Below are 26,340 nucleotides of genomic sequence, written 5' to 3'. Positions count from 1 at the left end.
AGGCGATGCGTTGAAAAAAAACAACACATTGATGGTTAAATGCCATGACTGATGTTCTCGCAGACTTCCCCCAAGGTTAGAATGCAGGAAATCAGGAAGGGCCAATGACCGACCACACACTTTCGGAAGCCGAATACGACGCTATCACCGATGCTGCCGCGCATTGGTGCATGCGTCTGCACGCCAGTGACTGCACCGAGCAAGAGCGCCAGGCGTTCGAGCAATGGCGTGATGCACATCCGCTCCATGCCTTCGAGTACGAAGCGATGCTGGAGATCTGGGATGTCGCCGGCGAGTTGCCTCGTCCCGAACCCGTCGTGCCGCTGGTTCGCCGCCAACCCGAAACCCCGTGGCGCCGCCTGGCCATTGCCGCGGCGGTATGTGCCCTGGCACTGCCTTTGGCCGGTTATGGCGGCTGGCACCTGGGCTGGGTACCGAACGCGTACCAGCATTTCGAAGCGACCGACAATGTGCGTACCGTCACGTTGAAAGACGGCAGCCAGGTGGAGCTGAACCTGGGCAGCGAGCTGACGTACAGCAACTACAAGGATCAGCGGCAAGTCACGCTGGATAAAGGCGAAGCCTTCTTCAGGGTCAGCCATGACACCCGCCACCCCTTCGTGGTCAAGGCCGCCGAAGGCCGGATTCGCGTGACCGGCACCCAATTCAACGTCTGGATGTATGAAGACCAGGTCAAGGTCAACCTGATCGAAGGTTCGGTACTGGTCAGCAGCAACGCCGACCTGCAAGGCGACGGTTTGCGCCTTGGCCCGGCGATGCAGGCCAGTTATCGCCGCGGCGACTTCATTCCCCGCATCAGCCAGACCTATGACAATGACAGCTCGCTGGCCTGGCGCCAGGGCAAGCTGGTGCTCGACGATCTGGCCTTGAGCGATGCGCTGCCCTTGATCAATCGCTACCTGGATAAACCGTTGATGGTGGCTGACCACAGCACCGGCTCGATCCATATCGGCGGCATCTACAACATCAAAGAGATCAACGGCCTGGTAAAGTCCTTGCCGCGGGTCCTGCCGGTCTACCTGACCCGTAATCAGAACGGCAATCTGGTGGTCAACGCGATTCCGCAAATCTCCCCGAAAAGCTGAAAAGGCCGCCACCCTTGCGGAGGCGGCCTTCAGCGTTCATGCAAAACTCCACTACCTTACTGCGCGGCCACTTTGGCATCCTGCCGGCGGATCGTCTGCACCTGATAGTCCGGATCGGACAGGATCTGTTGCTCGGTGAACAGCAGCACGCTCCATTGCTTCCTGGAAAAGGCCTGCGTCTGGTCCCGTGAATACTTCGAGGCCGGGTCGCTGGACAACGAGAATGCCAGCAGCCCTTTGGCCTGCGGTCCGTTTTCGTCAAAGGTCACCACTTGCAAGTAGCTCGTGCCGCTGACCACTTCGCGCTTGCCATCGCTGCGCGGTACGCTCTGGATGGCGTTGTAGACCCCTAACGTTCCCGGCCCGCCGTGGATCGGTGTCTGTTGTCCGCCGCTGCTGACCACCTGGATATCGCCCCAGCGACTGTCCGGCTTGAGTCCTGCCGCCTTGACCTGTTCAGCCGAAGCCAGCATCGCTGCCCGTAGCGCCTTCGCCACCTGCGGGTGATCGACTGCCAGGCCCCGTGGGGTATGTTGCGGATCCCGCGGATCGAATGCCACACGCCATACGTCCGGCACCGACTCCAACGCCTCCATGACATTCTGGAAGTGCACAAAGCCCAAACCGCTGCCCAAGTTGGCGTTGCGGTCCCAGGCCTTGAGGCTGGCGCACAGTGGCGCGAGCGTTTTGGCATCGGTACCGAGATCCGCCGCGCAGAATTGCAGCAGGTCCGGCATCACTAGGCTGGCTTGATAAACCCGATCGTCCATGACCATGTGTTGCAAGTCCGCTGCCTCGACCTTGCCGGCTTGGGCCAGCGCGCTCAAACGGTCCAGGGCAAAGCGCGAGCGCAGCCCCAGTGGCTGACTGTCCTGGCTGATCAACGGCGAATAGCCGGTCAGCGGTTGCGCCGGGTTGGCCATCCATGCCGAGTCGTTGGAGTGCTGGACAAAGTCCTTGCGTAGCAACTGCGGCAACTTGTCCGCAGCATAGATACCCTGTTGTGCAGCCTGCGGGTCGATGTCCCAGGCACAGGCGCTGTTGGAGCCGTCGAGAATGATCATCTGCAAGCCAACGCGCGGATCGCTGCATTGCGCCAGCTTGTCGACACTGACGTTGGGCACCACCGAGAGGTTCATGTACAGCGTCTGCCCCTGATCGTCCGCTGCCAGCGTATTGACCCACGGAATGCCCTGGATCTCGTGCACCGTAGCCTGGAAATCCTTGAGGTTTTCAGCGCGGTTCATCGCATACCACTGCTGCAGAACCCGGTCGTTATCCAGATTGGCGTCGCGCAGGCTGTAGGCGTATTGATGATCCCAATCCAGTTTTCCCGGCCATTGCACCACCGGACCGAATTTCGAGCTGTAGACCTCGTGGGAAATTGCCCGGACCTGCCCGTCCGCCTGCCTGACGTTGACGGTCACGGTCTGCTTGTCCATCGGCAAGGACTGGCCGTCGAGCAGGTAACGGGTCGAATCCTTGGGATCGAGTTGCAGGCGATACAGCGTGAAATGCCTGGACGAATCCACGGTGTGGGTCCAGGCCAGATGTTGATTGAAACCGATGTTGATCACCGGCAGGCCGGGCAACGCCGCGCCCATCACGTCCAGTTTGCCGGGAATGGTCAGGTGCATCTGATAAAAACGCATGCCGCCCACCCACGGAAAGTGCGGATTGGCCAGCAACATGCCGCGTCCGTTGAAAGAGCGCTCGCTGCCGACCGCAACGGCGTTGCTGCCACGGTCCAGGGCAAAACGCTGCATCCGCGTAGCGGCCACCTGGAACGCTGCCTGTGCGCTCGACGCCCGGGCCACGGCCTGGGGCGGCGTGGCACCAGCCAGGGCTTCGGCAAACTGGCCGACGCCACCTTCGACCAACAGGCGCCGGGTCAGCTTGACCAGATCCGACGTGGTAATGTCGCGCACCCAATCTCCCTGGCACTGCGGCGGCAATCCCTGGACGCGACGCTCGCTCAAGGAGCGGTTGTACCCCGCCACATAGCCTTCGACCAACTCACGCACTGGCGGGGTCTGGGCCTGCCAGAAACCGGCGACGGCTTGCGGAGTGTTCAGCCAGGTGAAAAATACATCGCTGGCCAGGTTCTCGCGCTCTTCGACGGTGAACTGATCCGGCCCGAAGTACCGCGAACGTTCACCGTTTACCGTAGTGATTTCGTTGGCCAACAGGCACAGGTTGTCCTGGGCGTAGGCATAGCCGATGCCGTAGCCGAGCCCTCGCTCGTTGTCGGCGCGGATGTGCGGCACGCCGAAACCGGTGCGGCGGATCTCGGCGCTCGTTTGCGCAGGCGTATCGCTCGCGCTCGCCGCAAGGCTCAGCCCCAGGCTCAACCCCAGAGTCACACCCACCAGGCTCAACCTGGTTAACTGGCTGGAAATAATCACGCTCGCTCCTGATCGAAAAAACGATGGTCACGGCTGCGCATACCCACGCGCACCGGGCCTCCCTGTAGGGACGAAGCTCACTACAAAAATTTTAGAGATTACTGCGCAACGCCCCATGGTCTGACAGGTTGATCACGCGATGGCGACAAAATTTCTACATTCGAGCCTTCATGATTCTGGCTGCTCATACGTCTAATGTTGTAAGAGCGCCCATTTTTTCCTGATCAGGCTCTGAAAGGAGTTTTGCAATGTACAACTCGCAACTGCCAACGGACGGTAGCAACGCGCCAAAGGGTACTTCCATGGGAGTCGGCGTATTCGAGCCGCGTACCGATCGCCACGGCAACGAGCGGATCAGGATCCTGCTCAAAAGCTTTGGCCTTCGAACCAGTCTGATCCGCCTGAAAGTCATCGATGCCCTGCTGACGGCCGCCGAAAACGACCGCAGCCTTGGCGTGCGTGGCGTGCACAGCCAATTGCTGGACCTGGATATTCCCCTGTCCTTTCTCAGCGTGCGTGAAGTGCTGAAGCGCTTGTGCAGCGAAGGCGTGATTGTCCTCAACCCCGACAAGAGCTACAGCCTGCATCCCCAAGCTGCTGCCATTTTGCGTAACCGATGATCGAATGATCAGGCTTTGACCTTGCGGCGCATCACGCCATTGATGACCACCACGACCACCGCCACGCCAATGGCGATGTACTGGAACAGTTTTTCGCTGATGACGCCGGTGTTCTGCAACCAGGAAAGGCCAAACATGATCCCCAGCACCACCAGGGAGATCAGAATCGAGTATTTCAAACGTTGCGACTGAGTCATTGCGGGTTCCTGAATCTGAAAATGTATCCGGTTTGTATCGACGCGCATGCCAAGCGCTTACCCTGTTTCGGGGATAAGCGGCTACAAGCGGGGTCTCATGTTACAGCCGATGAAGAGTTTTGGCTTCATTGCGGCGATAACCATGAGGACTTTCAAATGTTGCGTCGAATCACATTGCTGATTCCCCTGCTGGCCATCCTGACCCTGAGCGGATGCATTGTTTTCCCCCACGGGGGCTGGCATCACGATCACTATGCCAACCATGGCGGACCAGGTTACTACCCACATCGTTAACAGTGGCTCAACGGCCTGAATCCTTTCGGTAAAAGTCATTGCCCGGCTGGGCGCACAGTTCCACCAACCAATCGACGAACACACGCACCCGCCGGGATAACTGGCGGTGCGGCGGATAAAGCGCCGTCATCGGCATGCCCGGTGGCGGCACTTCCCTCAGCACTTCACACAAACGCCCCTCCTCCAGTTGCCGGATTTCTACACCACCGGCACCGACGCCCGCGAAGCCACGGCCACCCTGCATCGCGCGCTGGAACTGGGCGTCAACCTGCTCGATACCGCCGATATGTATGGCCCGCACACCAATGAAGAGCTGATCGGCAAGGCCATTGCCGGCAAGCGCGATCAGGTGTTCCTGGCCAGCAAGTTCGGGATCGTCCGCGATCCGGCCAACCCCACCGCCCGTGGCGTCAACGGTCGGCCGCAATACATTCGCCAGTCCATCGACGGCACGTTGAAGCGTTTGGGCGTGGACACCCTCGACCTGTATTACCAACACCGAATCGACCCGCAGGTGGCCATCGAAGAAACCGTCGGCGCCATGGCCGAACTGGTCAGTGCCGGCAAGGTGCGTTATCTGGGCTTGAGCGAGGCCTCGGCGGCGACCCTGGAACGAGCGCACAAGGTTCATCCGATCAGTGCGTTGCAAAGCGAGTACTCGTTGTGGAGCCGTGATCAGGAAGGAAACGGTTGCCTGGCGGCCTGCCAACGCCTGGGCGTCGCCTTTGTGCCTTATAGCCCATTGGGCCGAGGGTTTCTGACCGGCGCGTTGAAAAGCCCGGATGATTTCGCGGCCGACGATTACCGTCGTTTCAGCCCGCGCTTTCAGGGCGAAAACTTCGCGAAAAACCTGCTGCTGGTGCAACAGGTACAAGCGCTGGCGGCAGAAAAAGGCGTGACGGCGGGCCAACTGGCGCTGGCGTGGGTGCTGGCCCAGGGTGATTACCTGATTCCGATTCCGGGCACCAAGCAACGTAAATACCTGGAAGAAAACGTGGCCGCTCTGGAGGTGACGCTGAGCGCCGAAGAACTGCACGCGCTGGAAGCGGTCTTTGCGGCGAATGCCACCGCTGGCCTGCGTTATCCGGAAGAAGTCATGAAGCTGCTCGACCGCTAAGGGTCGCCGGCCCGCTCAATGAACCGGGCGGGCCGGGCAACAGGGCGTCAGGCTTCGTCCGAGAGAACAGTGCCCGGCCTCACCATGGGGCCGTTGCTTTTGCCATAAGTTTCCAGGTTTTGCAGCACGTAGATCGCTTTCTTGAACTCGGGAACCAAGTAATTGGCGTACTTGTTACCCTTCAAATTGTTGTTCTGGATGTTCTCCAGTTGCGTCGCGAAATATTCCAGCGCATTGAACTTCGCATCAGGGTCCTTGATGCCAAACCGGTCGAACTTGTCACCGGCATTGCTCAGCGTGACGGCCATCACATCACTGATCAGGCCGCGTTCTTTCAGTAAGACACTGAGACTGCCCATGGATTTGACTGAAATATTAGTGGGATCAAAACCCTTCATCTGCTTGCGCAATTTCATCTTGTCCATCTTGACTGTATCCAGTTCAACTGGATTGTTGCCCACCAGGTCAAGCATCTGCCTGACCTTGACGCTCTGGGGAACAGGCTTTGATCTGCTGGCGGTATCTCGAACCAACAGGCCCGCCTTCGGGGTCCAGGCGCCGGTATAACCGATAGTCATTGAAAACTCCTTCTTTTTGATCAAGTTAGAAGGTCAGAAGTATCGGCCGGAGCACTAACGCCACCAAACTTTAATTCAGCGCTTTAACAATTTTCGTACAATTCAGATACATGCTGTAAAACTTCATGTTTATTGGACTTCGGAAGATTGATGAATAGTCTTTCAGACTTTTCGTACAGGGCGGATAGTTGGTTTATATCAATACCAATACTTACCCTCCACATTTCAAGCTGACAATTTTGTAATGTCCCCCTCATCTCCCAGACAGCGTTGATCTACCATCATTGAATGGCCTATCTTGTAGCAACTGGAAACACTCCTTGAATGCCTGACCCATAAAAATGGTCAGAATGCGTTTTTTGCCCGTTAGCCGAGACGAATCCCATGCGAAACCCTCTGCGTCTGATCGCCCTGAGCGCCCTGTTCATGTCTTCCCTGGTCCAGGCCGCCGACCTCATTCCGATCGAGGTTCATCGCGACGCCAATTGTGGTTGCTGCAAAAAATGGATCACCCACCTGGAGGCCAATGGCTTCAAGGTCGATGACCACGTAGAAGCCAGCATGAGCGAATTCAAGCAACAGCACGGCGTGCCGCCACGCCTGGCGTCGTGCCACACCGCATTGATCAATGGCAAATTCGTTGAAGGCCATGTCCCGGCCGACCAGGTCCTGGCCTTGAGCAAACGCGACGATCTGCTGGGCGTCGCGGCCCCCGGCATGCCCATGGGTTCGCCCGGCATGGAAATGGACGGCATGAGCGATGCCTATCAAGTCATCGGCCTGAAAAAGGACGGCACTGACGTGGTGGTTGCGGACTACCCCGCCCATTGATGTCCGGCGCGTACTTCGGATTGTTTTTCGCGGCATTCGGTGCCGCCACGCTGCTGCCGTTGCAATCCGAAGCCGTGCTGGTCGGACTGCTGCTCAGCGATCGCTATTGGCTCTGGGCACTGCTGGCGGTGGCAACGTTCGGCAACGTTCTGGGCTCGCTAATCAACTGGTGGCTGGGGCGCGGGATCGAGCGGTTCCACGACCGACGCTGGTTTCCGGTGAGCCCCCGGCATCTGGAAAAGGCCCGGCTTCATTACCAACGCTACGGCCATTGGTCATTGCTGCTCAGTTGGCTGCCGGTGATCGGCGATCCGCTGACTCTGGTCGCCGGGGTCATGCGCGAGCCGCTGGGGCGCTTCCTGCTGATCGTCACCCTGGCCAAAGGCGCCCGCTACAGCGTGCTGGCGTTGGCGACTTTGGGCTGGATGGGTTGAACCTTCAAGGGCGGCGATTGCCTGTGATTAATGCCGCCCTAATCGAGTCGATCCAACATAGGCGGATTTTCCATGGAGCTCTCCCATGTCGCGCCCCTTCTCCCGCTGGTTACCCAGCCTGTTGCTGACCGCCGTCCTGCCCGTCATCGCCCACGCCGAAGGGCCACAATACGGCCCCGAGTTGCAAGGTTTCGACTACCCCTACACGCTCAAGCACTTCGCCTTTGATTCCCAGGGCCAATCCCTGCAAATGGGTTACATGGACGTCGCCGCCAACGGCAAGGCCAATGGCCGCAGCGTGGTGCTGATGCACGGCAAGAATTTCTGCGGCGCCACCTGGGACAGTTCGATCAAAGCCCTCAGCGACGCCGGCTATCGGGTCATCGCCCCGGACCAGATCGGCTTCTGCACCTCCAGCAAGCCGGCGCACTATCAGTACAGCTTCCAGCAACTGGCGACGAACACCCAGCAATTGCTCAAGGCGCTGGGTATCCAGAAAGCCACCCTGCTGGGGCATTCCACCGGCGGCATGCTCGCCACTCGCTATGCCTTGCAATACCCCGAACAGGTCGAGCAACTGGCGCTGGTCAACCCCATCGGCCTGGAAGACTGGAAAGCCCTCGGTGTGCCCTATCGCACGGTTGATCAATGGTACGAGCGCGAACTCAAACTCAGTGCCGAGGGTATCCGCAACTACGAACGCACCACCTATTACGGCGGTCGCTGGAAGCCGGAGTTCGATCGTTGGGTCGACATGCTCGCCGGTCTGAACAAAGGCCCGGGGCATACGCAAGTCGCGTGGAACTCGGCACTGATCTACGACATGATCTTCACTCAACCGGTGTTTTACGAATTCCAGAACCTGAAGATGCCGACCCTGCTGTTGATCGGAACGTCCGACACCACCGCCATCGGCAGTGACATCGCCTCACCCGAGGTCAAGGCGAAGATCGGGCACTACGACGTCCTCGGCAAACAGGTAGCCGGGCTGATTCCCCAGTCCACGCTCGTCGAATTCCCCGGCATGGGCCACGCGCCGCAGATGGAAGAACCGGCCCGATTCCACCAGGCCCTGCTCGCCTGGCTGAACAAGACCAACCCCGTGCGTTGAAGAGGAAAGGCTGATGCCTGTGCAGATTGCAGTGATCGATGATTGGCAGGATGTGGCGCGCAATGTAGTGGACTGGTCGGCACTGGACAGCGTCGGTGAGGTAAGTTTTCTCCATGATTACCCCACCGATACCTCATCCCTGGCCGAGCGCCTGGACGGGTTCGAGGTGATCTGCGTGATGCGCGAGCGCACCCGCTTCGATGAAGACCTGCTGAGGCGCCTGCCCAAGCTCAAGCTGCTGGTGACAGGCGGTATGCGCAACGCGGCCCTGGACCTGAAAACCGCTGCCGCGCTGGGCATTCAGGTCAGCGGTACCGACAGCTACAAACACGCCGCGCCGGAACTGACCTGGGCGCTGATCATGGCCGCGACCCGCAACCTGGTGGTCGAGGCCAATGCCCTGCGCGCCGGCCAATGGCAACAAGGCCTGGGTGGCGACTTGCATGGCAAGACACTGGCCATCCTCGGTCTGGGCAGCATCGGCCAGCGAGTCGCGCAGTTCGGTCAGGTGTTCGGCATGCGCGTTATCGCCTGGAGTGAAAACCTCACCGCCGAACGCGCGGCGCAGGTCGGTGTGACCCGTGTCAGCAAACAGGAACTGTTCGAACAGGCCGACGTGCTGTCGGTGCACCTGGTGCTCAGCGAGCGCAGCCGCGGTCTGGTGGACGCACAAGCCCTTGGCTGGATGAAGCCCTCGGCGCTGCTGGTGAACACCGCGCGTGGCCCCATTGTCGATGAAGCGGCGCTGATCAAGGCGCTGCAGAAACAACGACTGGCCGGTGTCGCCCTGGACGTCTTCGAACAGGAACCGCTACCCGCCCACCATCCGTTCCGGACCCTGGACAATGTACTGGCGACGCCCCATGTCGGGTACGTGAGCCAACAGAACTACCGGCTGTTTTTCTCGCAAATGATCGAGGACATTCAGGCCTGGTCGGCGGGTGCTCCGATTCGTTTGCTGGGTTGATACCGCGTCATCGTTCATCGCGAACAGGCTCGGTCCCACAGGGCTACATCGGCGAACGCAGTAATTGTGCCCGGCACAAATCCTCTGTGGGAGCGAGCTTGCTTGCGATAGCGGAGGCTCAGTCGCCATCAACGTCGAATGACACTCCGCATCGCGAGCAAGCTCGCTCCCACAGGGTTACATCGGAGGACGCAGCAATTTTGCCCGGCACAAATCCTCTGTGGGAGCAAGCTTGCTTGCGATAGCGGTGTATCAGTCGAAATCAAAGTTGAATGACACTCCGCGTCGCGAGCACGCTCGCTCCCACAGGGACTCTTCAGCGCACACAACGCTGCACAAGGCACAAAAACCATGCATCCGCCCCGATATGAGTTTTCCTTGAAAACACCATCAGGGCGTAACGAATAATTGTTCATGCTGCGGTGTTCTCGTCACATCAACCTTGCACTGCGTCTGGCGGGACGCGTCCTGATCTGAACCCATGAAGCTCTGGAGCAAAGCCCATGAATATTCGTTTTGCTGTTCTGACGCCCCCTCTGTTGCTGGCCGTTGCGTTGTCCGGTTCCCTCGCCCTGGCCAACGGCGGTGGCGGGGACGACGACGCGCCCATCAGACCCAACTGCCCGAAAGGTCAGGTGTTCGACAGCAAATCGAAACGTTGCGTCCGGCAGACCAGTAGCCTGGTGCCAGACGAAGACCGTGCCAACTATGCCTATCGACTGGCCAAGGACGGGCGTTATGAAGAAGCCCTGGCCCTGCTCGACACGCTGAAACAGCCAAATACCGCAAAAGCGTTGAACTATCGCGGCTACGCCACGCGTAAACTGGGACGTACCGACGAAGGCATCGGCTATTACCTGCAATCGGTGAAACTAGACCCGCAATATGCGCAGGTCCGCGAATACCTCGGCGAAGCCTATGTAGTCAAAGGCCGGCTGGATCTTGCACAGGAGCAACTGCGGCAGATCGAATCCATCTGTGGCAGTACCCAGTGCGAGGAGTACCAGGACCTGGCCGAAGCCATCAACGGTTCATCGAAAACCTGACAACCCGAGCGGACGGAGGTCGCCATCGCCAGCGATCAGGCAATACGAACGGAACTGAACCAGCATCTGGCGCGTTTATGGCGCTACGGATTGCTGCTGTCCCGGCAACGGCATGTCGCCGATGACCTGGTGCAAGCCACTTGCCTGCGGGCGCTGGAACGGGCCGGACAATACGTGCAGGGAACGCGCATGGACCACTGGCTGCTGAGCATTCTGCATTCGATCTGGCTCAACGAAGTCCGCGCCCGGCGGGTGCGCCAGGGGCAAGGCCAGGTAGACGCCGATCAGGCCTTGTCGTTCGATGGAGAATCCGTGGCGCAAACCCACGTATTGGCAGCGCAGGTCATCCGCCGCGTCGATGCCTTGCCCGAGGCCCAGCGCGAAACGGTGTTTCTCGCCTATGTCGAAGGCTTGTCCTACCGCGAAGTCGCCGAGGTGCTGCAAGTGCCCATCGGCACCGTCATGAGTCGCCTGGCCGCCGCTCGGGCGAAACTGGCCGAATATCCACCGTTGCACACGGTGCCCACCCCTAACCGAGGAGAACATTGATGAACGCGATACCCTCGGACGAACAACTGGTGGCTTACCTCGACAACCAACTCGATGCCGAGCAGCGCTCGCGCATCGACGCGGCCATCAGCGCCGACCCGATGCTCGGCCTGCGCCTGCAATGGCTGGATCGCAGCAGCCTGCCGTTCAAGGACGCCTACGATGAACTGACCCGACAGGCGCCGGTCGATCGCCTGCAAACCATGCTCGCCACAATGCCCTCACCCGCCCGCCCCGGGCTCAATCGACGCTGGTTCCTGGCCGCCGCGGCCGGGCTGTTGGCCGGCGGCGTGCTGGCGGACCGTTTGTTCCTCGGCTGGCAAGCGAGCCAACAGTCACATAGCTGGCGCGGCCTGGTGGCCGATTACATGGCGCTCTATGTGCCGGAAACCCTGGATCACCTGCCCGGCGATGAAGCTGCCCAACGGGCACAACTGCGCACGATCGATGCGCGCCTGGGCCTCAACCTCGCGCCGGCAAAACTGAGCCTGCCCCGTGCCGAGTTCAGGCGCGCGCAAATCCTCGAGTACGACGGTGCACCCATCGCCCAGATCACCTACCTCGATCCGGCCCACGGCCCCATGGCGCTGTGTGTTACCCGCTCCAACAGCGGCAGCCGCCATTTCGCCCGGGAACAGCGGCGCGAGCTGAACATCGTGTATTGGGCCGACATGGAACACGCCTGGATGCTGATCGGGCATCAGCCGATGGCGGACCTGGAGGAGATGGCGAAACTGTTGCGCGGGCGCTTGAGCCTGTAGCAAACGATGAGCGCATCGAGGACGCTAGCGCTTGTTGAACTCAAGACCTAGCAGTTCTGATAGTGGGCAGCAACCGGGAAACAGTCGATGCTTGGGGTACGAATACTCAACCGTGCATGGAGCTCGGAAAATGCCTGCTTCCCCTCGCGAAACCGTGCTGTGCCGCTATCACTATGATGCGCTGGATCGATTGGACAACAGCGCGCCAGCGGTCATGGACAGCCTTCAACGCTTTTACTGCAAAACCCGGCTGGCCACAGAAATCCAAGGCTCGGTGCGCAACAGTATTTTCCAGCACAGAGATCGGTTGTTGGCGCAACAGCGCCATGAAAACGCCCGGATCGACAGTTCGTTGCTGGCAACCGATCAGCAACGCTCAGTGCTCAATGCGCTCAGCACCACGGGACCACAACCCGTCACCTACACGGCCTATGGTCACCGCTCCCCGGAAAACGGCTTGCTCAGCCTGCTCGGGTTCAATGGTGAACGGCGGGACCCGCTGACCGGGCATTATCCTCTGGGTTTTGGCTATCGGCAGTTCAACCCGGTGACTATGCGATTCAACAGCCCGGACAGCTTGAGTCCGTTTGGGGACGGTGGATTGAATGGGTATGCGTATTGCGTGGGGGACCCGGTCAATCGGAGTGATCCGACCGGGCATTTTTCTGTTTTTCGCATTCTAATCGGAGTTTTTGTCACTGTTTCAGTGGGAGCCCTTGTTGGATCGCTCGTCGTAGAGGACAAGACGGTTCGTTTGGTGCTAGCAGGACTTTCAATTGCTGCGGCTGGAACTGGGTTAGGCGCAGGATTTTTGAAGTTTCGTCAGTCACGGCCTCCGAGATTGCAGCGGAGTGGTGTAGCTTCCCGGCAATCGGACATGCGTATGTCTGAGTTGACATCCGCCCGCAGAGATCCGGGGTACCCGCCGGACTACTGGTCTGCTTCACGATCTGACGCCCCCCCTGCCTACGTGCCCAGTGATCTCACTCCTCCACGGCCTAAATCCCCGCCTCCTCCCTACTCAGAAGTCGCCAGCTCAACAAGTGGACAAAACATCGGATCCCATAGTCTGGCATTGCAACCATCATCACTGCCGACCCGGTCGTTGACAGGCTCTCTGAGGGGAGAAAGATTGTCGTCTTCGTCTTTGAGTAATGCCCAGAAAAACTGGGATGTTCGCCGTAGCATTTAACTCCTGGCTTAGCCCAACGCCGGCAACCACAACCGAAACCTCGCCCCCCCAAGTGGCGAGGCTTCCACCGTCAACGTGCCGCCCTGGGCTTCCAGTGCACGGCGGCTGATCGCCAGTCCCAGTCCGAAACCACCCGTGGCGCGGTCGCGGCTGCGGTCTAGGCGGTAGAAAGGTTCGAAGATCCGCTCGCGTTCGTCATCCGGAATGCCGATGCCATCATCGTCGACCCAGATTTCACAGCCACTGGCATAGACCTGCACACCGATCTGAATACGCTTCTCGCAATAGCGCATGGCGTTGCGCAGCAGGTTTTGCAGGGCTCGGGCGGTCAGGCGCGGGTCCAGGCTGAAGCGTTCGAGCTGGCCGTGGAGCAACACGTCGATGACGATTTGCGGAGACTCCATTTCTTCGTCGACGCTGCCGAGAATGCTGTCGATGAATTCATCCATTGACACTTCGACCTGCTCCGGCAGCCGCGCCGGGTTTTGCAGGCGGCTGTAGGACAGCAGCTCCAGCACCAATTCATCGAGTTCACGAATGTGCGCCACCAGGCTTTGCAAGCGCTCGCGGCTGGCCGCCGGCAAGTCGTCGGACAGGGCCAGCGCCAGGCCGAAATCCAGGCGCGTCAGCGGCGTGCGCAACTCGTGGGACACCGCATTGAGCAGGTCTCGCTGCTGGTTGAGCAGGTTCTCGATGTCGCCGGCCATGGTGTCGAACACACTGGCCAGGCTGCCGATGTTGGAACTCGGGGAAATTTGCGTGCGCTCGCCCAAGTGGCCCTTGCCAAAGCGTTCGGCGGCGCCCTTGAGGCGCTCCAGGTCACGCCAATGCGGGCGCAGCCACAACAACAGGCACGCGAGCATGGTCGCGCCGATCAGGACGTTGATGCTCCAGTACAACAGATTGACGTCCAGCGGATCCGGTGGCACGACCATTTGCACCACGGTGCGCTCGTTCAGCGGCGCGACCGCCAGCGTGCGCCAGCCCCAGTCGCCCACGCGCACGACGTTCTCGCCGCGGCGCAAGCGCTGCTGTTCATCGGGCGTCAGGCTGCTGTCGTCATTGCTGCTGAGCACGATGTGCAGAGGAGAGAAGTCCTTGTCCATTTCAGCGGCCAGGGTCGGCCACTGTTCGGCCGGGACCCCATGGAACTGTTTGACGATCAGCGTTTGCAGCCCTCGCGAGTAGTCGAGGTTGTAGGTGACAAAGCGTTCCTGGAACACCTTGACCACCAGATCCGGCACCAGATAGATCGCCGCGCTGAATGAGACGATGGTCACCAGGTACAAACGAAAAAGGATTCTGAACATCGGCTCAGCATTCCCATTCGGATCGGCTGAACAGGTAACCCTTGCCCCACACGGTCTTGATCTTGCGCGCCTCGCCGGCGTGGTCGTCGAACTTGCGTCGCAGCTTGGAAATCGCCACGTCCACCGAACGGTCGGTGCCATTGAATTCGATGCCGCGCAAGCGTTGCAGGATCTGGTCGCGGCTCAACACCTCTCCGGCATGCCGGGCCAGCACCACCAGCAGGTTGTACTCGCCGCTGGACAATTCCACCAATTGCCCGCGCCAGGTGACGGTGCGCTCGGACAAGTCGATGCACAGGTTGCCCATCAGAATGCGGTCATTGGCAGTCTGCGGCTCGCTGAGGCTGCTGCGGCGCAACAAGGTCCGCACCCGGGCCAGCAACACCCGCGGCTCGCAGGGTTTGGTGACGTAGTCGTCGGCCCCCATTTCCAGGCCCAGGACCTGGTCGTGGCTGTCGTCGCGGGCGGTGAGCATCAGGATCGGCAGGGTCGCCGAATCGGCGCGCAGCAGGCGACAGACTTGCAAGCCGTCGAGGCCGGGCAGCATCAGGTCGAGGATCACCAGGTCCGGCGGATTGAGCCGCGCACGTTCGCGCACATGGTCACCGCGACCGATCACGCTGACGGAATAACCGTTGCGTTCCAGGTAACTGGCAATCAGTTCGGCGAGGGCGGTGTCGTCTTCGACCAGGAGGATGTTGGGCATGGGGTGTTTCCAGAAAGAGCCGTGGCGCCAGATATGCCGCCATCGCGAGCAAGCTCGCTCCCACAGTGGTCGGTGGTGTTCACAACATTCGTGTTCACATCAAATCCCGGTGGGAGCGAGCTTGCTCGCGATGGCAATCTATCCGGCGCAATAGAAATCAAGGACTGCAGGATATACGCCCTCACGCACACCTGAGTAAAACCCTTACACAATTTCACACAGCACCAACAAAGCTTCACCGCTACCCTCGCCTTCGCCCAGTAGGATGCTGGGGGTCTTTATTGGGGTATTACATGTCGAAGAATCTGCTTGCCAGGCTCAGCCTGATTGCACTGGCGTTGACACTGGGCGCGTGTGACAAGTCCTCGAATGCCGAGGAACAGGCGCCGCTGGCCACAGTTCGCATCGAGACCATCGAAGCGCGGCCACTGACCATCAGCAGTGAACTGAGCGGGCGGATTGCCGCACCACGCATGGCCGAAGTGCGTGCCCGGGTGGCTGGCGTAGTCTTGCAGCGCACCTTCCGTGAAGGCAGTGACGTGAAACAGGGCGAAGTGTTGTTCCGCATCGACCCGGCGCCGTTCAAGGCTGACCTGGACAGCGCCGAAGCCGCGTTGCGCAAGGCTGAAGCCAACGCGTTCCAGGCCAGATTGCAGGAACAGCGCTACGCCCGGTTGATCGACGACAAGGCCATCAGCGGCCAGGACTACGACAACGCCCGGGCCAACGCCCGGCAGACCGCTGCCGACGTCGCCGGCAACAAGGCGGCGGTGGAACGCGCCCGGTTGAACCTCGGTTACGCCACGGTCACCGCGCCGATTTCCGGGCGTATCGGTCGCGCACTGGTCACCGAAGGCGCACTGGTCGGACAAAACGAAACCACGCCCCTGGCGCTGATTCAGCAACTGAACCCGATTCATGCCGACCTGACCCAGTCCACCCGCGAACTCAACGAACTGCGCCGCGCCTTCCGCTCAGGTCAGTTGCAGCAGGTCGGCCAGGACCAGGCCAAGGCCACGTTGATTCAGGATGACGGCAGCCTCTACCCGCTGCCGGGCAAAATGCTGTTCAGCGATATCACGGTCGACCCGGGCACCGGCCAGATCATCCTGCGCAGCGAGTTCCCCAACCCCGACCTCGACTTGCTGCCCGGCAGTTTCGTGCGCGTACGCCTGGAACAAGCGATCAACCAGCAGGGCATCAGCGTGCCGCAACGGGCCATCCAGCGCGACAGCGCCGGCATCGCCCAGGTGCTGCTGCTCGACGCCGAACAGCGGGTCGGGCAGCGACCGGTCGAACTGGGTGCCGTGCAGAACGATCGCTGGATCGTCACCGGAGGCCTGAAGGCAGGCGACCGCATCGTCATCGAAGGGCTGCAGCACGCCCGCCCCGGCGAGAAAGTGCAGATCGACGACACCCCTCTTCCACTTGCCCAGGCGACTGGTCAGTAAGCAGGACGCTTTTTATGCCGCAGTTCTTTATCGACCGCCCGGTGTTCGCCTGGGTGGTTGCCCTGTTCATCCTGCTGGCCGGTGCGCTGGCCATTCCGCAATTGCCGGTGGCGCAATACCCCGATGTTGCACCGCCACAAATCGAAATCTACGCCGTGTACCCCGGCGCTTCGGCGCAAACCGTGGACGAGAGTGTGGTCAGCCTGATCGAGGAAGAGCTCAACGGCACCGATCACCTGTTGTATTTCGAATCCCAGAGCAGCCTGGGCAGCGCCACCATCAAGGCCACCTTCCAGCCGGGCACTAACCCGGAACTGGCTCAGGTGGATGTGCAGAACCGCCTGAAAGCCGTGGAGTCTCGCCTGCCACAAGCGGTCATCCAGCAAGGTTTGCAGGTGGAGAAAGTCTCATCCGGCTTCCTGCTGCTGATCACCCTGACCTCCAGCGACGGCAAACTCAACGACGTGGCGCTCAGCGATTACCTGGCGCGCAACGTGATGAACGAGGTCAAGCGTCTGGACGGCGTCGGCAAGGCGCAACTGTACGGCGCCGAACGGGCGATGCGGATCTGGATCGACCCGCAGAAGCTGCTCGCCTTCAACCTGACGCCGGCGGACGTCAACACCGCCATCGTCGCGCAAAACGCCCAGGTGTCGGCCGGCAGCATCGGTGACCTGCCAACCCGCACCACCCAGGAAATCACCGCGACCATTCTGGTCAAGGGCCAGTTGTCGACCCCCGAAGAGTTTGCCGACATCGTCCTCAAGGCCAACCCGGACGGCTCGACCGTGCGCATCAGCGATGTGGCGAGGGTCGAGATCGGTAGCCAGGAATACCAGTTTTCCACGCGCCTGAACGGCAAACCGTCCACCGCCGTCGCCGTGCAACTGTCGCCCGGCGCCAACGCCCTGAACACCGCAACCCTGGTGCGGGCGAAGATGGACGAACTCAAGCGCTATTTCCCGGCGAACGTCGAGTACTCGATACCGTACGACACCTCACCCTTCGTCAAGGTCTCGATCACCAAAGTGGTCTACACCCTCTTCGAGGCGATGCTGCTGGTGTTCGCGGTAATGTTCCTGTTCCTGCAGAACATCCGCTACACGCTGATTCCGACGCTGGTGGTGCCGGTGGCGTTGATGGGCACCTTTGCGACAATGCTGGCGCTCGGTTTTTCGATCAACGTACTGACCATGTTCGGCATGGTGCTGGCCATCGGCATTCTGGTGGACGACGCCATCGTGGTGGTGGAAAACGTCGAGCGCATCATGGCCACCGAGGGCTTGTCGCCCAAGGAAGCCACGCGCAAGGCCATGCAGCAGATCACCGGGGCCATCATCGGCATCACTCTGGTGCTGGTCGCGGTGTTCATTCCGATGGCCTTCATGCAGGGTTCGGTCGGGGTGATTTACCAGCAGTTCTCGCTGTCGATGGCCACCTCTATCCTGTTCTCGGCCTTCCTCGCCCTGACCTTGACTCCAGCCCTGTGCGCGACGCTGCTCAAGCCGATTGCCAAAGGCGAGCACCACGAAAAGACCGGGTTCTTCGGCTGGTTCAACCGTCGCTTCGAACAACTGACGGAGCGCTATCAGGGCTGGGTCGCCTATGCGTTGAAACGTACCGGGCGCTACCTGCTGATCTACGGCGTGCTGCTGATCTGCCTGGGCTTGGCCTTCAGTCGCTTGCCCTCCTCGTTCCTGCCGGTGGAAGACCAGGGTTACACCATCACCGACATCCAGTTGCCACCGGGTGCGAGCAAGAATCGCACGGTGCAGGTGGCCGAGCAGGTTGAAGCGCACAACGCCGGGGAACCGGGCATTCGGGACAGCGTGGTGATTCTCGGATTCAGCTTCTCTGGCAGCGGGCAGAATGCGGCGCTGGCGTTCAGCACGCTCAAAGACTGGTCCGAGCGAGGCAGCGACGACTCGGCGGCTTCGATTGCCGACCGGGCCAACGTCGCCCTCAGCCAGATCAAGGACGCGGTGACGTTTGCCGTACTGCCGCCGCCCGTGGATGGCCTGGGTACGTCCAGCGGATTCGAGTTCCGCCTGCAGGATCGCGGGGGTCTCGGCCATGAGAAGTTGATGCAAGCGCGCACCGAGTTACTCGCGGCAGCCGAAAAAAGCCCGATCCTGATGAACGTGCGCGAAAGTGCCCTGGCCGAGGCACCGCAGGTGCAACTGGTCGTCGACCGCAAGCAGGCCAACGCACTGGGGGTGTCATTTGCCGACGTCGGCAATGTGCTGTCCACGGCCGTGGGCTCAGCCTACATCAACGACTTCCCCAATCAGGGGCGGATGCAGCGCGTCGTGGTGCAGGCCGAGGGCGACCAGCGCAGTCAGGTGGAAGACCTGCTGAAGATTCACGTGCGTAACACCCACGAAAAAATGGTGCCCTTGTCAGCCTTCGTACAGGCCAGGTGGACTCAGGGCCCGGCGCAGTTGACCCGCTACAACGGCTACCCGGCGATCAGTATTTCCGGTGAACCGACCCCGGGCCACAGCACCGGCGAGGCCATGGCCGAGATCGAGCGGCTGGTGGCGCAAGGCCCGGCGGGCCTGGGCCAGGAATGGACCGGGTTGTCGTTGCAGGAACGGTTGTCCGGCAGCCAGGCGCCGATCCTGCTGGGGCTGTCGCTGTTGATCGTGTTCCTGTGCCTGGCGGCGTTGTACGAGAGCTGGTCGATCCCCACCTCGGTGCTGCTGGTGGTGCCGCTGGGCGTGCTCGGCGCGGTGCTGGCCGTGACCTTGCGCGGGATGCCCAACGACGTGTTCTTCAAGGTCGGGCTGATCACCATCATCGGCCTGTCGGCGAAGAACGCGATCCTGATCATCGAGTTCGCCAAGAGCCTGTACGACGACGGCCACGACCTGATCGACGCGACCCTGCAAGCGGCACGCCTGCGGTTGCGGCCGATTGTCATGACCTCCCTGGCGTTCATCCTTGGCGTGGTGCCTCTGGCGATCGCGACCGGCGCCAGTTCGGCGAGCCAGCAGGCCATCGGCACCGGGGTGATCGGCGGGATGATCACGGCGACGCTGGCCGTGGTGTTCGTGCCGGTGTTTTTTGTGGTGGTGATGAAACTGGTGCGCAAGCGCCATAAAAACATCTAACCAACACCACCGATTACCTGTGGGAGCGAGCTTGCTCGCGATGAGGCCGTCGCATTCAACATCCATGTTGACTGTTACACCGCTATCGCGAGCAAGCTCGCTCCCACAGGGGATCCCGGTGATTTCAAGATTGTGCTTGCCTGGGCTAAGGTGTTTGCAATACTCCGACCCATCGAGCGCTCATGCCCTACCTCAGCCACACCCACCCTCGCCTGTCCGCCGCCACGACGCTCGGTATCGCGGCGGGTATCCTGGTTCCGGCCGATTCGGTCATCGGCAAAATCCTCATCGGCTGGAATGCCGGGGTCTGGACTTACCTGATCCTGATGTCCTGGCTCGTCGTGCGTTCGAAAGCGACTGATGTGAAACGCATTGCCGAAATCGAGGACGAGAACGCCGGGCTGGTGCTGTTCGTGGTGTGCATTGCGGCAATTGCCAGCCTGGCAGCCATCACCCTCGAACTGGCCGGCGGCAAAGACCTGGAAACCACCCGCAAACTGCTGCACTACGGCTTCACCGCTTTGACGGTGATCGGCTCCTGGTTGCTGATCGGGGTGATTTTCAGCGTGCACTACGCGCGCCTGTTTTACACCTGGGAAGGCAAGGAGCCGGCGTTGCGTTTTGCTGAAGGCCTGACAACGCCCAATTATTGGGACTTCCTGTACTTCTCGTTCACCGTCGGCGTGGCGGTGCAGACCTCGGATGTCGGCGTGGCGACACGGGAATTGCGCAAGATCGTGCTGGCGCAGTCGTTGATCGGTTTTCTGTTCAACACGGCCATTCTCGGTTTTTCGATTAATATTGCCGCCGGGCTGTTCAACTGAACGCTGCACAAACGTTCTAGTCATCGCCCTCGGAGCGGACGTTAAATGGGGCGGTGTGGCGCTGTTACTGCTGGGTTCGGCATGGTTGAGCGTGCTGGCCTGACGGCCACTTCTCGGTCGTTGTTCGACAATCCATCATTCGGGGCTTGACGGCGAATTGGCTTTTGGTGTCTTCTGAAACCGGTTTCAGGTGGATCTCACGAACCACTCGACCCTATAAATCCAATAAGAAGGTTTCAGATCGTGAACGATTTCTCCGCCGCCCAGCGCAGCCGCGTGACCATGCTCGACGTGGCCGAACACGCCAAGGTCTCCAAGGCCAGCGTTTCGCGGTTCATCGGCGAAGACCGCGCCCTGCTCTCCGATGCCATTGCCCAGCGCATCGAACAGTCCATTGCCGAACTGGGTTATCGCCCGAACCAGATGGCCCGTGGCCTGAAACGCGGGCGCACCCGCCTGATCGGCATGCTGGTGGCCGATATCCGTAACCCATATTCGATTGCCGTGATGCACGGGGTGGAAACCGCCTGCCGTCAACACGGCTACAGCCTGGTGGTGTGCAACACCGATCGCGACGACGAGCAGGAACGCCAGCACCTGGCCCTGCTGCGCTCGTACAACATCGAAGGCCTGATCGTGAACACCCTCGGCCATCACCGCGACGAGTTGCATGAACTGCACCGGGAAATGCCTCTGGTGTTGGTGGACCGCAAAGTCGAGCATCTTGAGAGTGACATGGTCGGCCTGGATAACCCGGCGGCTGTCGAGATGGCCCTCGCCCACCTTGAAGAACGCGGCTATCGCGACGTGCTGTTGGTGACAGAGCCGTTTGACGGCACCAGTTCACGGATCGAGCGGGTCAGCAGTTTCAAGACAAAGATCGCCCAACGCCCGGCCCTGCGCGGCACGATGATTGAGACCGGCAGCGAACTGGCCGCGCACCTGAAATCCTTCCTCGACACGCCAGGCCCCGGCCCGAAAGCGCTGTTTTGTGCGAACGGGATTGCGGCGCTGTCCAGCACCCATGCCTTGCGTGAGCTCAAGTGCAATCTGTTTGAAGACGTGGGGCTGATAGCCCTCGACGATCTGGATTGGTACCCGTTGGTGGGCAGTGGCATCACCGCTTTGGCCCAGCCGACCACCGAGATTGGCGCGAGTGCGTTCGAGTGTTTGCTCAAGCGGTTGCGGGGGGATGACGGGGCGTTGCGGACGCTGGATTTTTCGCCGCAGCTGGTTATGCGGGGGTCGACCCTTGGCGTTTTCAGATGACTGGACTGGCCCCATCGCGAGCAAGCTCGCTCCCACAGGAATCACAACATTGATGTACGACACAAAACACTGTGGGAGCGGGCTTGCCCGCGATGAGGCCCGAAAGAACAACACATCACTCACTGATATTTTTTTGAACAAAAATGAAACCGGTTTCAGAGGTAGAAAAACAATGAATAAACCAGCCGTTTCCATCAGCCTGTCCAGCTACGGCGCCGACCTGGTGCGCCAGCGCGGCCAGGGCAGTTTCATCGCAGTACTGGCCGCCGCCGGGGCCACGCGCATCGAATGGCGCGAAGAGCTGCTGACCTTTGAGAACCCCGAGCACCTGGCCGATGCGACTCAGGCCGAGGGCCTGGAAAGCGTCTACTCATCACCGATGGAACTGTGGCTGGCTGGTCAATCCAGACCCAATCCCGAATTGCTGACAGCACTGCAACGCGCCCAAATGTTCGGCGCCAAATGGCTGAAAGTATCGCTGGGTTACTTCACCGACAACAGCGACCTGCAACGCCTCGCCCGAATGCTCGGCGAAAGTACGGTGCAATTGCTGGTGGAGAACGACCAGACCCTGCACGGTGGCCGCATCGAACCGTTCCAGCGTTTCTTCAATGAAGTCGAGCAACACAACCTGCCGATCAAAATGACCTTCGATATCGGCAACTGGCAGTGGCAGGATCAGTCCGCCGCCAGCGCCGCGCGGTTGCTCGGTCGGCACGTCGGTTATGTGCACTGTAAAGCGGTGACGCGCCGTGCCGACGGCAAACTGGTTGCCATCCCACCCGCCGCCAGCGACTTGCAACAGTGGGAACACCTGCTGCGGCACATGGACCAAGGCGTTATGCGAGCCGCGGAATACCCGCTGCAGGGCGAAGACCTGGTGCAGCTGACAACCGAGCATGTCGCCGCCCTCGCCCACCTCGGCCAATCGTCGCTGGAGAACGCTCATGTCTGAGATCGATATCCTCTCGTTCGGCGAAACCATGGCGATGTTCGTTGCCGAGCAGACCGGCGACCTGGCCAGCGTCAACGCGTTCCACAAACGCATTGCCGGGGCCGACAGCAACGTCGCCATCGGCCTATCGCGCCTGGGTTTCAACGTGGCATGGCTGAGCCGCGTCGGCGCCGATTCCCTGGGCCGATTCGTGATCGACACGCTGGAAAAGGAAGGCCTGGATTGCCGCCACGTTGACATCGACCCCGCCCACCCCACCGGTTTCCAACTCAAGTCGCGCACCGACGATGGCAGCGATCCCGCCGTCGAGTACTTTCGCCGTGGCTCGGCGGCCAGTCACTTGTCGTCGCATTCGATCGTGCCCGACTTGCTCAAGGCCCGGCATCTGCACGCCACCGGCATTCCTGCGGCGTTGTCGGAAACGGCACGGCAGATGTCCTTCGAATTGATGACCCGCATGCGCGATGCCGGGCGCAGCGTGTCGTTCGACCCCAACCTGCGCCCGAGCCTGTGGGCCAGCGAGCGACTGATGATCACGGAAATCAACCGCCTCGCCGCCCTCGCTCATTGGGTGTTGCCAGGGCTGAGCGAAGGTCGCCTGCTCACCGGCTTCGAAGACCCTGCCGATATCGCCGCGTTCTACCTCGACCAGGGCGCCGAAGCCGTGGCGATCAAGCTGGGGCCGCACGGTGCTTACTACAGTACTCATCTTGATCAAGGTTTCGTCGCCGGCGTGCCGGTGGAAACGGTGGTCGACACGGTCGGCGCCGGCGACGGGTTTGCCGTCGGCATGATCAGTGCACTCCTGGAAAACCACAGCTTTGCCGACGCCGTGCGGCGGGCCAACTGGATTGGCAGCCGTGCGGTGCAGAGTCGGGGGGATATGGAGGGGTTGCCGACCCGATCCGAAATGGTCAGCGAATTTGAGGCCGCCATCGCGAGCAAGCTCGCTCCCACACTGGATCGTATTCCAATGTAATTCCCCTGTAGGAGCGAGCTTGCTCGCGATGAGGCCAGTACAGGCACTGAAGAACAAACCGTTACCTGCTGCGACAAAAACAACAAGCTCAGGAGCATCACCCATGAAAACCGCAACGCTCGCCACCCGCCGCTGGTGGTACATCATGCCCATCGTGTTCATCACCTACAGCCTGGCGTACCTCGATCGCGCCAACTACGGTTTTGCCGCCGCCTCCGGGATGGCCGCCGACCTGATGATCACGCCGGGCCTGTCGTCGATGCTCGGCGCACTGTTCTTCCTCGGTTACTTTTTCTTCCAGGTGCCGGGGGCGATCTACGCGCAGAAACACAGCGTGAAGAAACTGATTTTCGTCAGCCTGATCCTCTGGGGCAGTCTGGCGACGTTGACCGGGATCGTCTCCAACGCCTACTGGCTGATCGTCATCCGCTTCATGCTCGGCGTGGTCGAAGCCGCGGTGATGCCGGCGATGCTGATCTACCTGTGCCACTGGTTCACCCGTGCCGAACGCTCGCGGGCCAACACCTTCCTGATCCTCGGCAACCCGGTGACCATGCTGTGGATGTCGGTGGTCTCGGGGTATCTGGTGCAGCATTACAGCTGGCGCTGGATGTTCATTGTCGAAGGTTTGCCGGCAGTGCTCTGGGCCTTCATCTGGTGGCGTCTGGCCGATGATCGTCCGTCCCAGGCCAAGTGGCTCAACGATGAAGAAAAACAGGATCTGGAAAGCGCACTGGCGGCCGAACAGGTCGGCATCAAGGCGGTGAAAAACTACGCCGAAGCGTTTCGCTCACCCAAAGTGATCATCCTCGCGCTGCAGTTTTTCTGCTGGAGCATTGGTGTCTACGGTTTCGTGTTGTGGCTGCCGTCGATCCTCAAGGCGGGTGCGCAGATGGACATGGTCGAGGCCGGCTGGCTGTCGGCGCTGCCTTATCTGGCGGCGGTGATCGGCATGCTGCTGGTGTCCTGGGGTTCGGACAAACTGCAAAAGCGCAAACGCTTCGTCTGGCCACCGCTGTTGATTGCCTCGATTGCTTTCTACGGTTCCTATGCGCTGGGCGCCGAACACTTCTGGTGGTCGTACACCCTGCTGGTGATTGCCGGTGCGTGCATGTATGCGCCGTACGGTCCGTTCTTCGCGATCATCCCGGAAATCCTACCGGCCAACGTCGCGGGCGGTGCCATGGCGCTGATCAACAGCATGGGCGCGCTCGGTTCGTTTGGCGGCTCTTATCTGGTCGGTTACCTGAACAGCTCCACCGGTTCGCCCGGCGCATCCTATCTGTTGATGAGCGGTGCGCTGATGCTTTCGGTGGTGCTCACGGTGTTCCTCAAGCCCGGCGCCAGCGATCGGGAGCGGCCCACGGTAGCGCGCCCCCTCACGGCTCATTCCTGAATTGAAGTTGAGATCACGAAGATGAAAAAGCAGGTCGTCCTGTACAAGAAACTCTCGCCGCTGCTCATGGCTCGCCTGCATGAGCACACCGATGTGACGCTGATCGACAGCCTCGATGCCGAAGGTCTCGGCAAACTGCGCGACGCCCTGCCCCGTGCCCACGGTCTACTCGGTGCCAGCCTGAAACTCGATGCCGAACTGCTGGACCTGGCGCCCAACCTTGAAGCCATCGCCAGCGTTTCGGTGGGCGTCGACAACTACGACATCGATTACCTTACCGAGCGGCGCATCCTGCTCAGCAACACGCCGGACGTGCTCACCGAAACCACCGCCGACACCGGTTTCGCACTGATCCTGGCCACTGCGCGGCGCGTGGTGGAATTGGCGAACATGGTTCGCGACGGCCAGTGGACCCGCAACATCGGCCCCGCACATTTCGGCAGTGACGTACACGGCAAGACCCTGGGCATCATCGGCATGGGCCGCATCGGCGAGGCCCTGGCCCAGCGCGGGCATTTCGGCTTCGGCATGCCGGTGATCTATCACAGTAACTCGCCGAAACCGGCGGTCGAAAAACGCTTCAATGCCCAGTACCGCAGCCTCAACGACTTGCTGCAACAAGCGGATTTCATTTGCCTGACCTTGCCACTGACGGCCGAAACCGAAGGGTTAATCGGTGCCGAGGAATTTGCACTGATGCGCCCGGAAAGCATCTTCATCAACATTTCCCGAGGAAAAGTCGTGCATGAAGCGGCGTTGGTCCAGGCGTTGCGCAGTGGACAGATTCGCGCGGCGGGGCTGGATGTGTTTGAGCGCGAACCGTTAAACCTTGATTCGCCGTTATTGCAATTGAACAACGTGGTGGCGACGCCGCACATGGGCTCGGCGACTCATGAAACACGGGAGGCCATGGCCCGCTGTGCCGTGGACAACCTGTTGGCGGCGCTGGCGGGTAAGCGGCCGGAGAATCTGGTGAACATACAGGTGTGGAAAGCCTGAGAGATTTGTTGCCTGTAAGTAACCCTCGCGAGCAGGTTCGCTCCCACAGGAGATCTGTGAGCGCCGCAGATCAAATGTGGGAACGAGACTGCTCGCGATGAGGCCAGAAAAGGCAATGCAAATCCGTCAG

General features: G+C 60.6%; 24 protein-coding genes and 2 pseudogenes. 20 read left to right on the top strand and 6 right to left on the bottom strand.

From position 1 onward, the window contains the following. Window positions 1-104: 104 nt before the first annotated feature. Window positions 105-1,106: a FecR family protein gene (locus tag PSJE_RS02190; RefSeq protein ID WP_090455402.1), complete on the top strand. Its 1,002-nt coding sequence runs from the start codon at window positions 105-107 to the stop codon at window positions 1,104-1,106. 56 nt (window positions 1,107-1,162) lie between these two features. Here the strand turns inward: PSJE_RS02190 and pvdQ are convergent, their stop codons facing one another. Continuing rightward, a complete protein-coding gene (pvdQ, locus tag PSJE_RS02185; protein ID WP_090455403.1) occupies window positions 1,163-3,511 on the bottom strand; it encodes a bifunctional acylase PvdQ in 2,349 nt (782 codons plus the stop codon). A gap of 248 nt (window positions 3,512-3,759) precedes the next feature. On the opposite strand from pvdQ, the gene PSJE_RS02180 reads away from it, so the two are divergent. Continuing rightward, a complete protein-coding gene (locus PSJE_RS02180) occupies window positions 3,760-4,131 on the top strand; it encodes a hypothetical protein (protein ID WP_056724565.1) in 372 nt (123 codons plus the stop codon). An 8-nt stretch (window positions 4,132-4,139) separates the two neighbouring features. Here the strand turns inward: PSJE_RS02180 and PSJE_RS02175 are convergent, their stop codons facing one another. Further along, complete coding sequence (locus PSJE_RS02175) at window positions 4,140-4,328, bottom strand: hypothetical protein (RefSeq protein WP_090455405.1); 189 nt, start codon at window positions 4,326-4,328, stop codon at window positions 4,140-4,142. A gap of 156 nt (window positions 4,329-4,484) precedes the next feature. Between PSJE_RS02175 and PSJE_RS31230 the strand changes: the two genes are divergently transcribed. Beyond that, the gene (locus PSJE_RS31230; protein WP_167362865.1) at window positions 4,485-4,622 is read left to right on the top strand and encodes a hypothetical protein; all 138 of its coding nucleotides are present in this window, start codon (window positions 4,485-4,487) and stop codon (window positions 4,620-4,622) included. Between the two features lie 7 nt (window positions 4,623-4,629). Here the strand turns inward: PSJE_RS31230 and PSJE_RS02170 are convergent. After that, window positions 4,630-4,815, bottom strand: a pseudogene (locus PSJE_RS02170) (LysR substrate-binding domain-containing protein); the annotation flags it as partial. Between PSJE_RS02170 and PSJE_RS02165 the strand changes: the two are divergent. Further along, window positions 4,810-5,739 (top strand): annotated as a pseudogene (locus PSJE_RS02165) (aldo/keto reductase); the annotation flags it as partial. The pseudogenes PSJE_RS02170 and PSJE_RS02165 overlap by 6 nt on opposite strands. A 47-nt stretch (window positions 5,740-5,786) precedes the next feature. Here PSJE_RS02165 and PSJE_RS02160 read toward each other — a convergent pair. Next, window positions 5,787-6,317, bottom strand: coding sequence for a hypothetical protein (locus PSJE_RS02160; protein WP_090455407.1), 531 nt, complete (start codon window positions 6,315-6,317; stop codon window positions 5,787-5,789). A gap of 384 nt (window positions 6,318-6,701) precedes the next feature. On the opposite strand from PSJE_RS02160, the gene PSJE_RS02155 reads away from it, so the two are divergent. The 8 genes from PSJE_RS02155 (at window position 6,702) to PSJE_RS02120 (ending at window position 13,208) form a co-directional block, all read left to right on the top strand. Continuing rightward, window positions 6,702-7,148 (top strand): DUF411 domain-containing protein, encoded by a 447-nt coding sequence (locus tag PSJE_RS02155; RefSeq protein ID WP_057714701.1) that lies wholly within the window; start codon window positions 6,702-6,704, stop codon window positions 7,146-7,148. Continuing rightward, on the top strand, window positions 7,148-7,582 hold the full coding sequence (locus PSJE_RS02150) for a YqaA family protein (RefSeq protein WP_090455409.1): 435 nt from the start codon (window positions 7,148-7,150) through the stop codon (window positions 7,580-7,582). Before PSJE_RS02155 ends, PSJE_RS02150 begins: the two co-directional genes overlap by 1 nt. Before the next feature lie 85 nt (window positions 7,583-7,667). Continuing rightward, window positions 7,668-8,693: an alpha/beta fold hydrolase gene (locus tag PSJE_RS02145; protein WP_090455411.1), complete on the top strand. Its 1,026-nt coding sequence runs from the start codon at window positions 7,668-7,670 to the stop codon at window positions 8,691-8,693. A gap of 13 nt (window positions 8,694-8,706) precedes the next feature. Continuing rightward, complete coding sequence (locus PSJE_RS02140) at window positions 8,707-9,660, top strand: D-2-hydroxyacid dehydrogenase family protein (RefSeq protein WP_090455413.1); 954 nt, start codon at window positions 8,707-8,709, stop codon at window positions 9,658-9,660. A 503-nt stretch (window positions 9,661-10,163) separates the two neighbouring features. Next, entirely contained in the window at window positions 10,164-10,706 is a 543-nt protein-coding gene (locus PSJE_RS02135; protein ID WP_090455415.1) for a tetratricopeptide repeat protein, read from the top strand. A gap of 66 nt (window positions 10,707-10,772) precedes the next feature. Continuing rightward, entirely contained in the window at window positions 10,773-11,255 is a 483-nt protein-coding gene (locus tag PSJE_RS02130; RefSeq protein WP_371318492.1) for an RNA polymerase sigma factor, read from the top strand. Beyond that, on the top strand, window positions 11,255-12,016 hold the full coding sequence (locus PSJE_RS02125; protein WP_090455416.1) for an anti-sigma factor: 762 nt from the start codon (window positions 11,255-11,257) through the stop codon (window positions 12,014-12,016). The genes PSJE_RS02130 and PSJE_RS02125 overlap by 1 nt, the downstream gene beginning before the upstream one ends. Window positions 12,017-12,146: 130 nt before the next feature. Then, window positions 12,147-13,208 (top strand): RHS repeat-associated core domain-containing protein, encoded by a 1,062-nt coding sequence (locus PSJE_RS02120; RefSeq protein WP_090455418.1) that lies wholly within the window; start codon window positions 12,147-12,149, stop codon window positions 13,206-13,208. An 8-nt stretch (window positions 13,209-13,216) separates the two neighbouring features. On the opposite strand, the gene PSJE_RS02115 is transcribed toward PSJE_RS02120, so the two are convergent. Both PSJE_RS02115 and PSJE_RS02110 read right to left on the bottom strand, forming a co-directional pair. Next, complete coding sequence (locus PSJE_RS02115; RefSeq protein ID WP_090455419.1) at window positions 13,217-14,518, bottom strand: ATP-binding protein; 1,302 nt, start codon at window positions 14,516-14,518, stop codon at window positions 13,217-13,219. A 4-nt stretch (window positions 14,519-14,522) separates the two neighbouring features. Continuing rightward, window positions 14,523-15,224 (bottom strand): response regulator, encoded by a 702-nt coding sequence (locus tag PSJE_RS02110; RefSeq protein WP_057714693.1) that lies wholly within the window; start codon window positions 15,222-15,224, stop codon window positions 14,523-14,525. Window positions 15,225-15,517: 293 nt separating this feature from the next. Between PSJE_RS02110 and PSJE_RS02105 the strand changes: the two genes are divergently transcribed. The 8 genes from PSJE_RS02105 to PSJE_RS02070 all read left to right on the top strand — a co-directional run bounded on the left by PSJE_RS02105 (window position 15,518) and on the right by PSJE_RS02070 (window position 26,210). After that, on the top strand, window positions 15,518-16,675 hold the full coding sequence (locus PSJE_RS02105) for an efflux RND transporter periplasmic adaptor subunit (protein ID WP_057714692.1): 1,158 nt from the start codon (window positions 15,518-15,520) through the stop codon (window positions 16,673-16,675). Between the two features lie 14 nt (window positions 16,676-16,689). Beyond that, window positions 16,690-19,788 (top strand): efflux RND transporter permease subunit, encoded by a 3,099-nt coding sequence (locus PSJE_RS02100; RefSeq protein WP_090455421.1) that lies wholly within the window; start codon window positions 16,690-16,692, stop codon window positions 19,786-19,788. A gap of 182 nt (window positions 19,789-19,970) precedes the next feature. Next, a complete protein-coding gene (locus PSJE_RS02095) occupies window positions 19,971-20,612 on the top strand; it encodes a DUF1345 domain-containing protein (protein WP_090455423.1) in 642 nt (213 codons plus the stop codon). Between the two features lie 243 nt (window positions 20,613-20,855). Beyond that, window positions 20,856-21,881 carry a LacI family DNA-binding transcriptional regulator gene (locus tag PSJE_RS02090; RefSeq protein WP_090455425.1) on the top strand — a complete coding sequence of 342 codons (1,026 nt, stop codon included), beginning with the start codon at window positions 20,856-20,858 and terminating at the stop codon, window positions 21,879-21,881. 172 nt (window positions 21,882-22,053) lie between these two features. Then, window positions 22,054-22,836, top strand: coding sequence for a sugar phosphate isomerase/epimerase family protein (locus PSJE_RS02085; protein ID WP_090455426.1), 783 nt, complete (start codon window positions 22,054-22,056; stop codon window positions 22,834-22,836). Further along, complete coding sequence (locus PSJE_RS02080; RefSeq protein WP_090455428.1) at window positions 22,829-23,815, top strand: sugar kinase; 987 nt, start codon at window positions 22,829-22,831, stop codon at window positions 23,813-23,815. Before PSJE_RS02085 ends, PSJE_RS02080 begins: the two co-directional genes overlap by 8 nt. Window positions 23,816-23,918: 103 nt before the next feature. Continuing rightward, window positions 23,919-25,211: an MFS transporter gene (locus PSJE_RS02075; RefSeq protein ID WP_090455430.1), complete on the top strand. Its 1,293-nt coding sequence runs from the start codon at window positions 23,919-23,921 to the stop codon at window positions 25,209-25,211. 21 nt (window positions 25,212-25,232) lie between these two features. Further along, complete coding sequence (locus tag PSJE_RS02070) at window positions 25,233-26,210, top strand: 2-hydroxyacid dehydrogenase (protein WP_090455432.1); 978 nt, start codon at window positions 25,233-25,235, stop codon at window positions 26,208-26,210. The last annotated feature ends 130 nt before the right edge of the window (window positions 26,211-26,340 follow it).

The organism is Pseudomonas jessenii (genome assembly GCF_002236115.1).
GTDB classification, from domain to species: domain Bacteria; phylum Pseudomonadota; class Gammaproteobacteria; order Pseudomonadales; family Pseudomonadaceae; genus Aquipseudomonas; species Aquipseudomonas jessenii.
This window is presented reverse-complemented; position numbering and strand designations above follow the sequence as displayed.

Excerpts from the sequence above, each read along its gene's own strand:
- PSJE_RS02190 (WP_090455402.1), top strand. The coding sequence starts at position 105 with ATGACCGACCACACACTTTCGGAAGCCGAATACGACGCTATCACCGAT.
- PSJE_RS02180 (WP_056724565.1), top strand. The coding sequence starts at position 3,760 with ATGTACAACTCGCAACTGCCAACGGACGGTAGCAACGCGCCAAAGGGT.
- PSJE_RS02175 (WP_090455405.1), bottom strand. The coding sequence starts at position 4,328 with ATGACTCAGTCGCAACGTTTGAAATACTCGATTCTGATCTCCCTGGTG.
- PSJE_RS31230 (WP_167362865.1), top strand. The coding sequence starts at position 4,485 with ATGTTGCGTCGAATCACATTGCTGATTCCCCTGCTGGCCATCCTGACC.
- PSJE_RS02160 (WP_090455407.1), bottom strand. The coding sequence starts at position 6,317 with ATGACTATCGGTTATACCGGCGCCTGGACCCCGAAGGCGGGCCTGTTG.
- PSJE_RS02155 (WP_057714701.1), top strand. The coding sequence starts at position 6,702 with ATGCGAAACCCTCTGCGTCTGATCGCCCTGAGCGCCCTGTTCATGTCT.
- PSJE_RS02150 (WP_090455409.1), top strand. The coding sequence starts at position 7,148 with ATGTCCGGCGCGTACTTCGGATTGTTTTTCGCGGCATTCGGTGCCGCC.
- PSJE_RS02145 (WP_090455411.1), top strand. The coding sequence starts at position 7,668 with ATGTCGCGCCCCTTCTCCCGCTGGTTACCCAGCCTGTTGCTGACCGCC.
- PSJE_RS02140 (WP_090455413.1), top strand. The coding sequence starts at position 8,707 with ATGCCTGTGCAGATTGCAGTGATCGATGATTGGCAGGATGTGGCGCGC.
- PSJE_RS02135 (WP_090455415.1), top strand. The coding sequence starts at position 10,164 with ATGAATATTCGTTTTGCTGTTCTGACGCCCCCTCTGTTGCTGGCCGTT.
- PSJE_RS02125 (WP_090455416.1), top strand. The coding sequence starts at position 11,255 with ATGAACGCGATACCCTCGGACGAACAACTGGTGGCTTACCTCGACAAC.
- PSJE_RS02120 (WP_090455418.1), top strand. The coding sequence starts at position 12,147 with ATGCCTGCTTCCCCTCGCGAAACCGTGCTGTGCCGCTATCACTATGAT.
- PSJE_RS02115 (WP_090455419.1), bottom strand. The coding sequence starts at position 14,518 with ATGTTCAGAATCCTTTTTCGTTTGTACCTGGTGACCATCGTCTCATTC.
- PSJE_RS02110 (WP_057714693.1), bottom strand. The coding sequence starts at position 15,224 with ATGCCCAACATCCTCCTGGTCGAAGACGACACCGCCCTCGCCGAACTG.
- PSJE_RS02105 (WP_057714692.1), top strand. The coding sequence starts at position 15,518 with ATGTCGAAGAATCTGCTTGCCAGGCTCAGCCTGATTGCACTGGCGTTG.
- PSJE_RS02100 (WP_090455421.1), top strand. The coding sequence starts at position 16,690 with ATGCCGCAGTTCTTTATCGACCGCCCGGTGTTCGCCTGGGTGGTTGCC.
- PSJE_RS02095 (WP_090455423.1), top strand. The coding sequence starts at position 19,971 with ATGCCCTACCTCAGCCACACCCACCCTCGCCTGTCCGCCGCCACGACG.
- PSJE_RS02085 (WP_090455426.1), top strand. The coding sequence starts at position 22,054 with ATGAATAAACCAGCCGTTTCCATCAGCCTGTCCAGCTACGGCGCCGAC.
- PSJE_RS02080 (WP_090455428.1), top strand. The coding sequence starts at position 22,829 with ATGTCTGAGATCGATATCCTCTCGTTCGGCGAAACCATGGCGATGTTC.
- PSJE_RS02075 (WP_090455430.1), top strand. The coding sequence starts at position 23,919 with ATGAAAACCGCAACGCTCGCCACCCGCCGCTGGTGGTACATCATGCCC.
- PSJE_RS02070 (WP_090455432.1), top strand. The coding sequence starts at position 25,233 with ATGAAAAAGCAGGTCGTCCTGTACAAGAAACTCTCGCCGCTGCTCATG.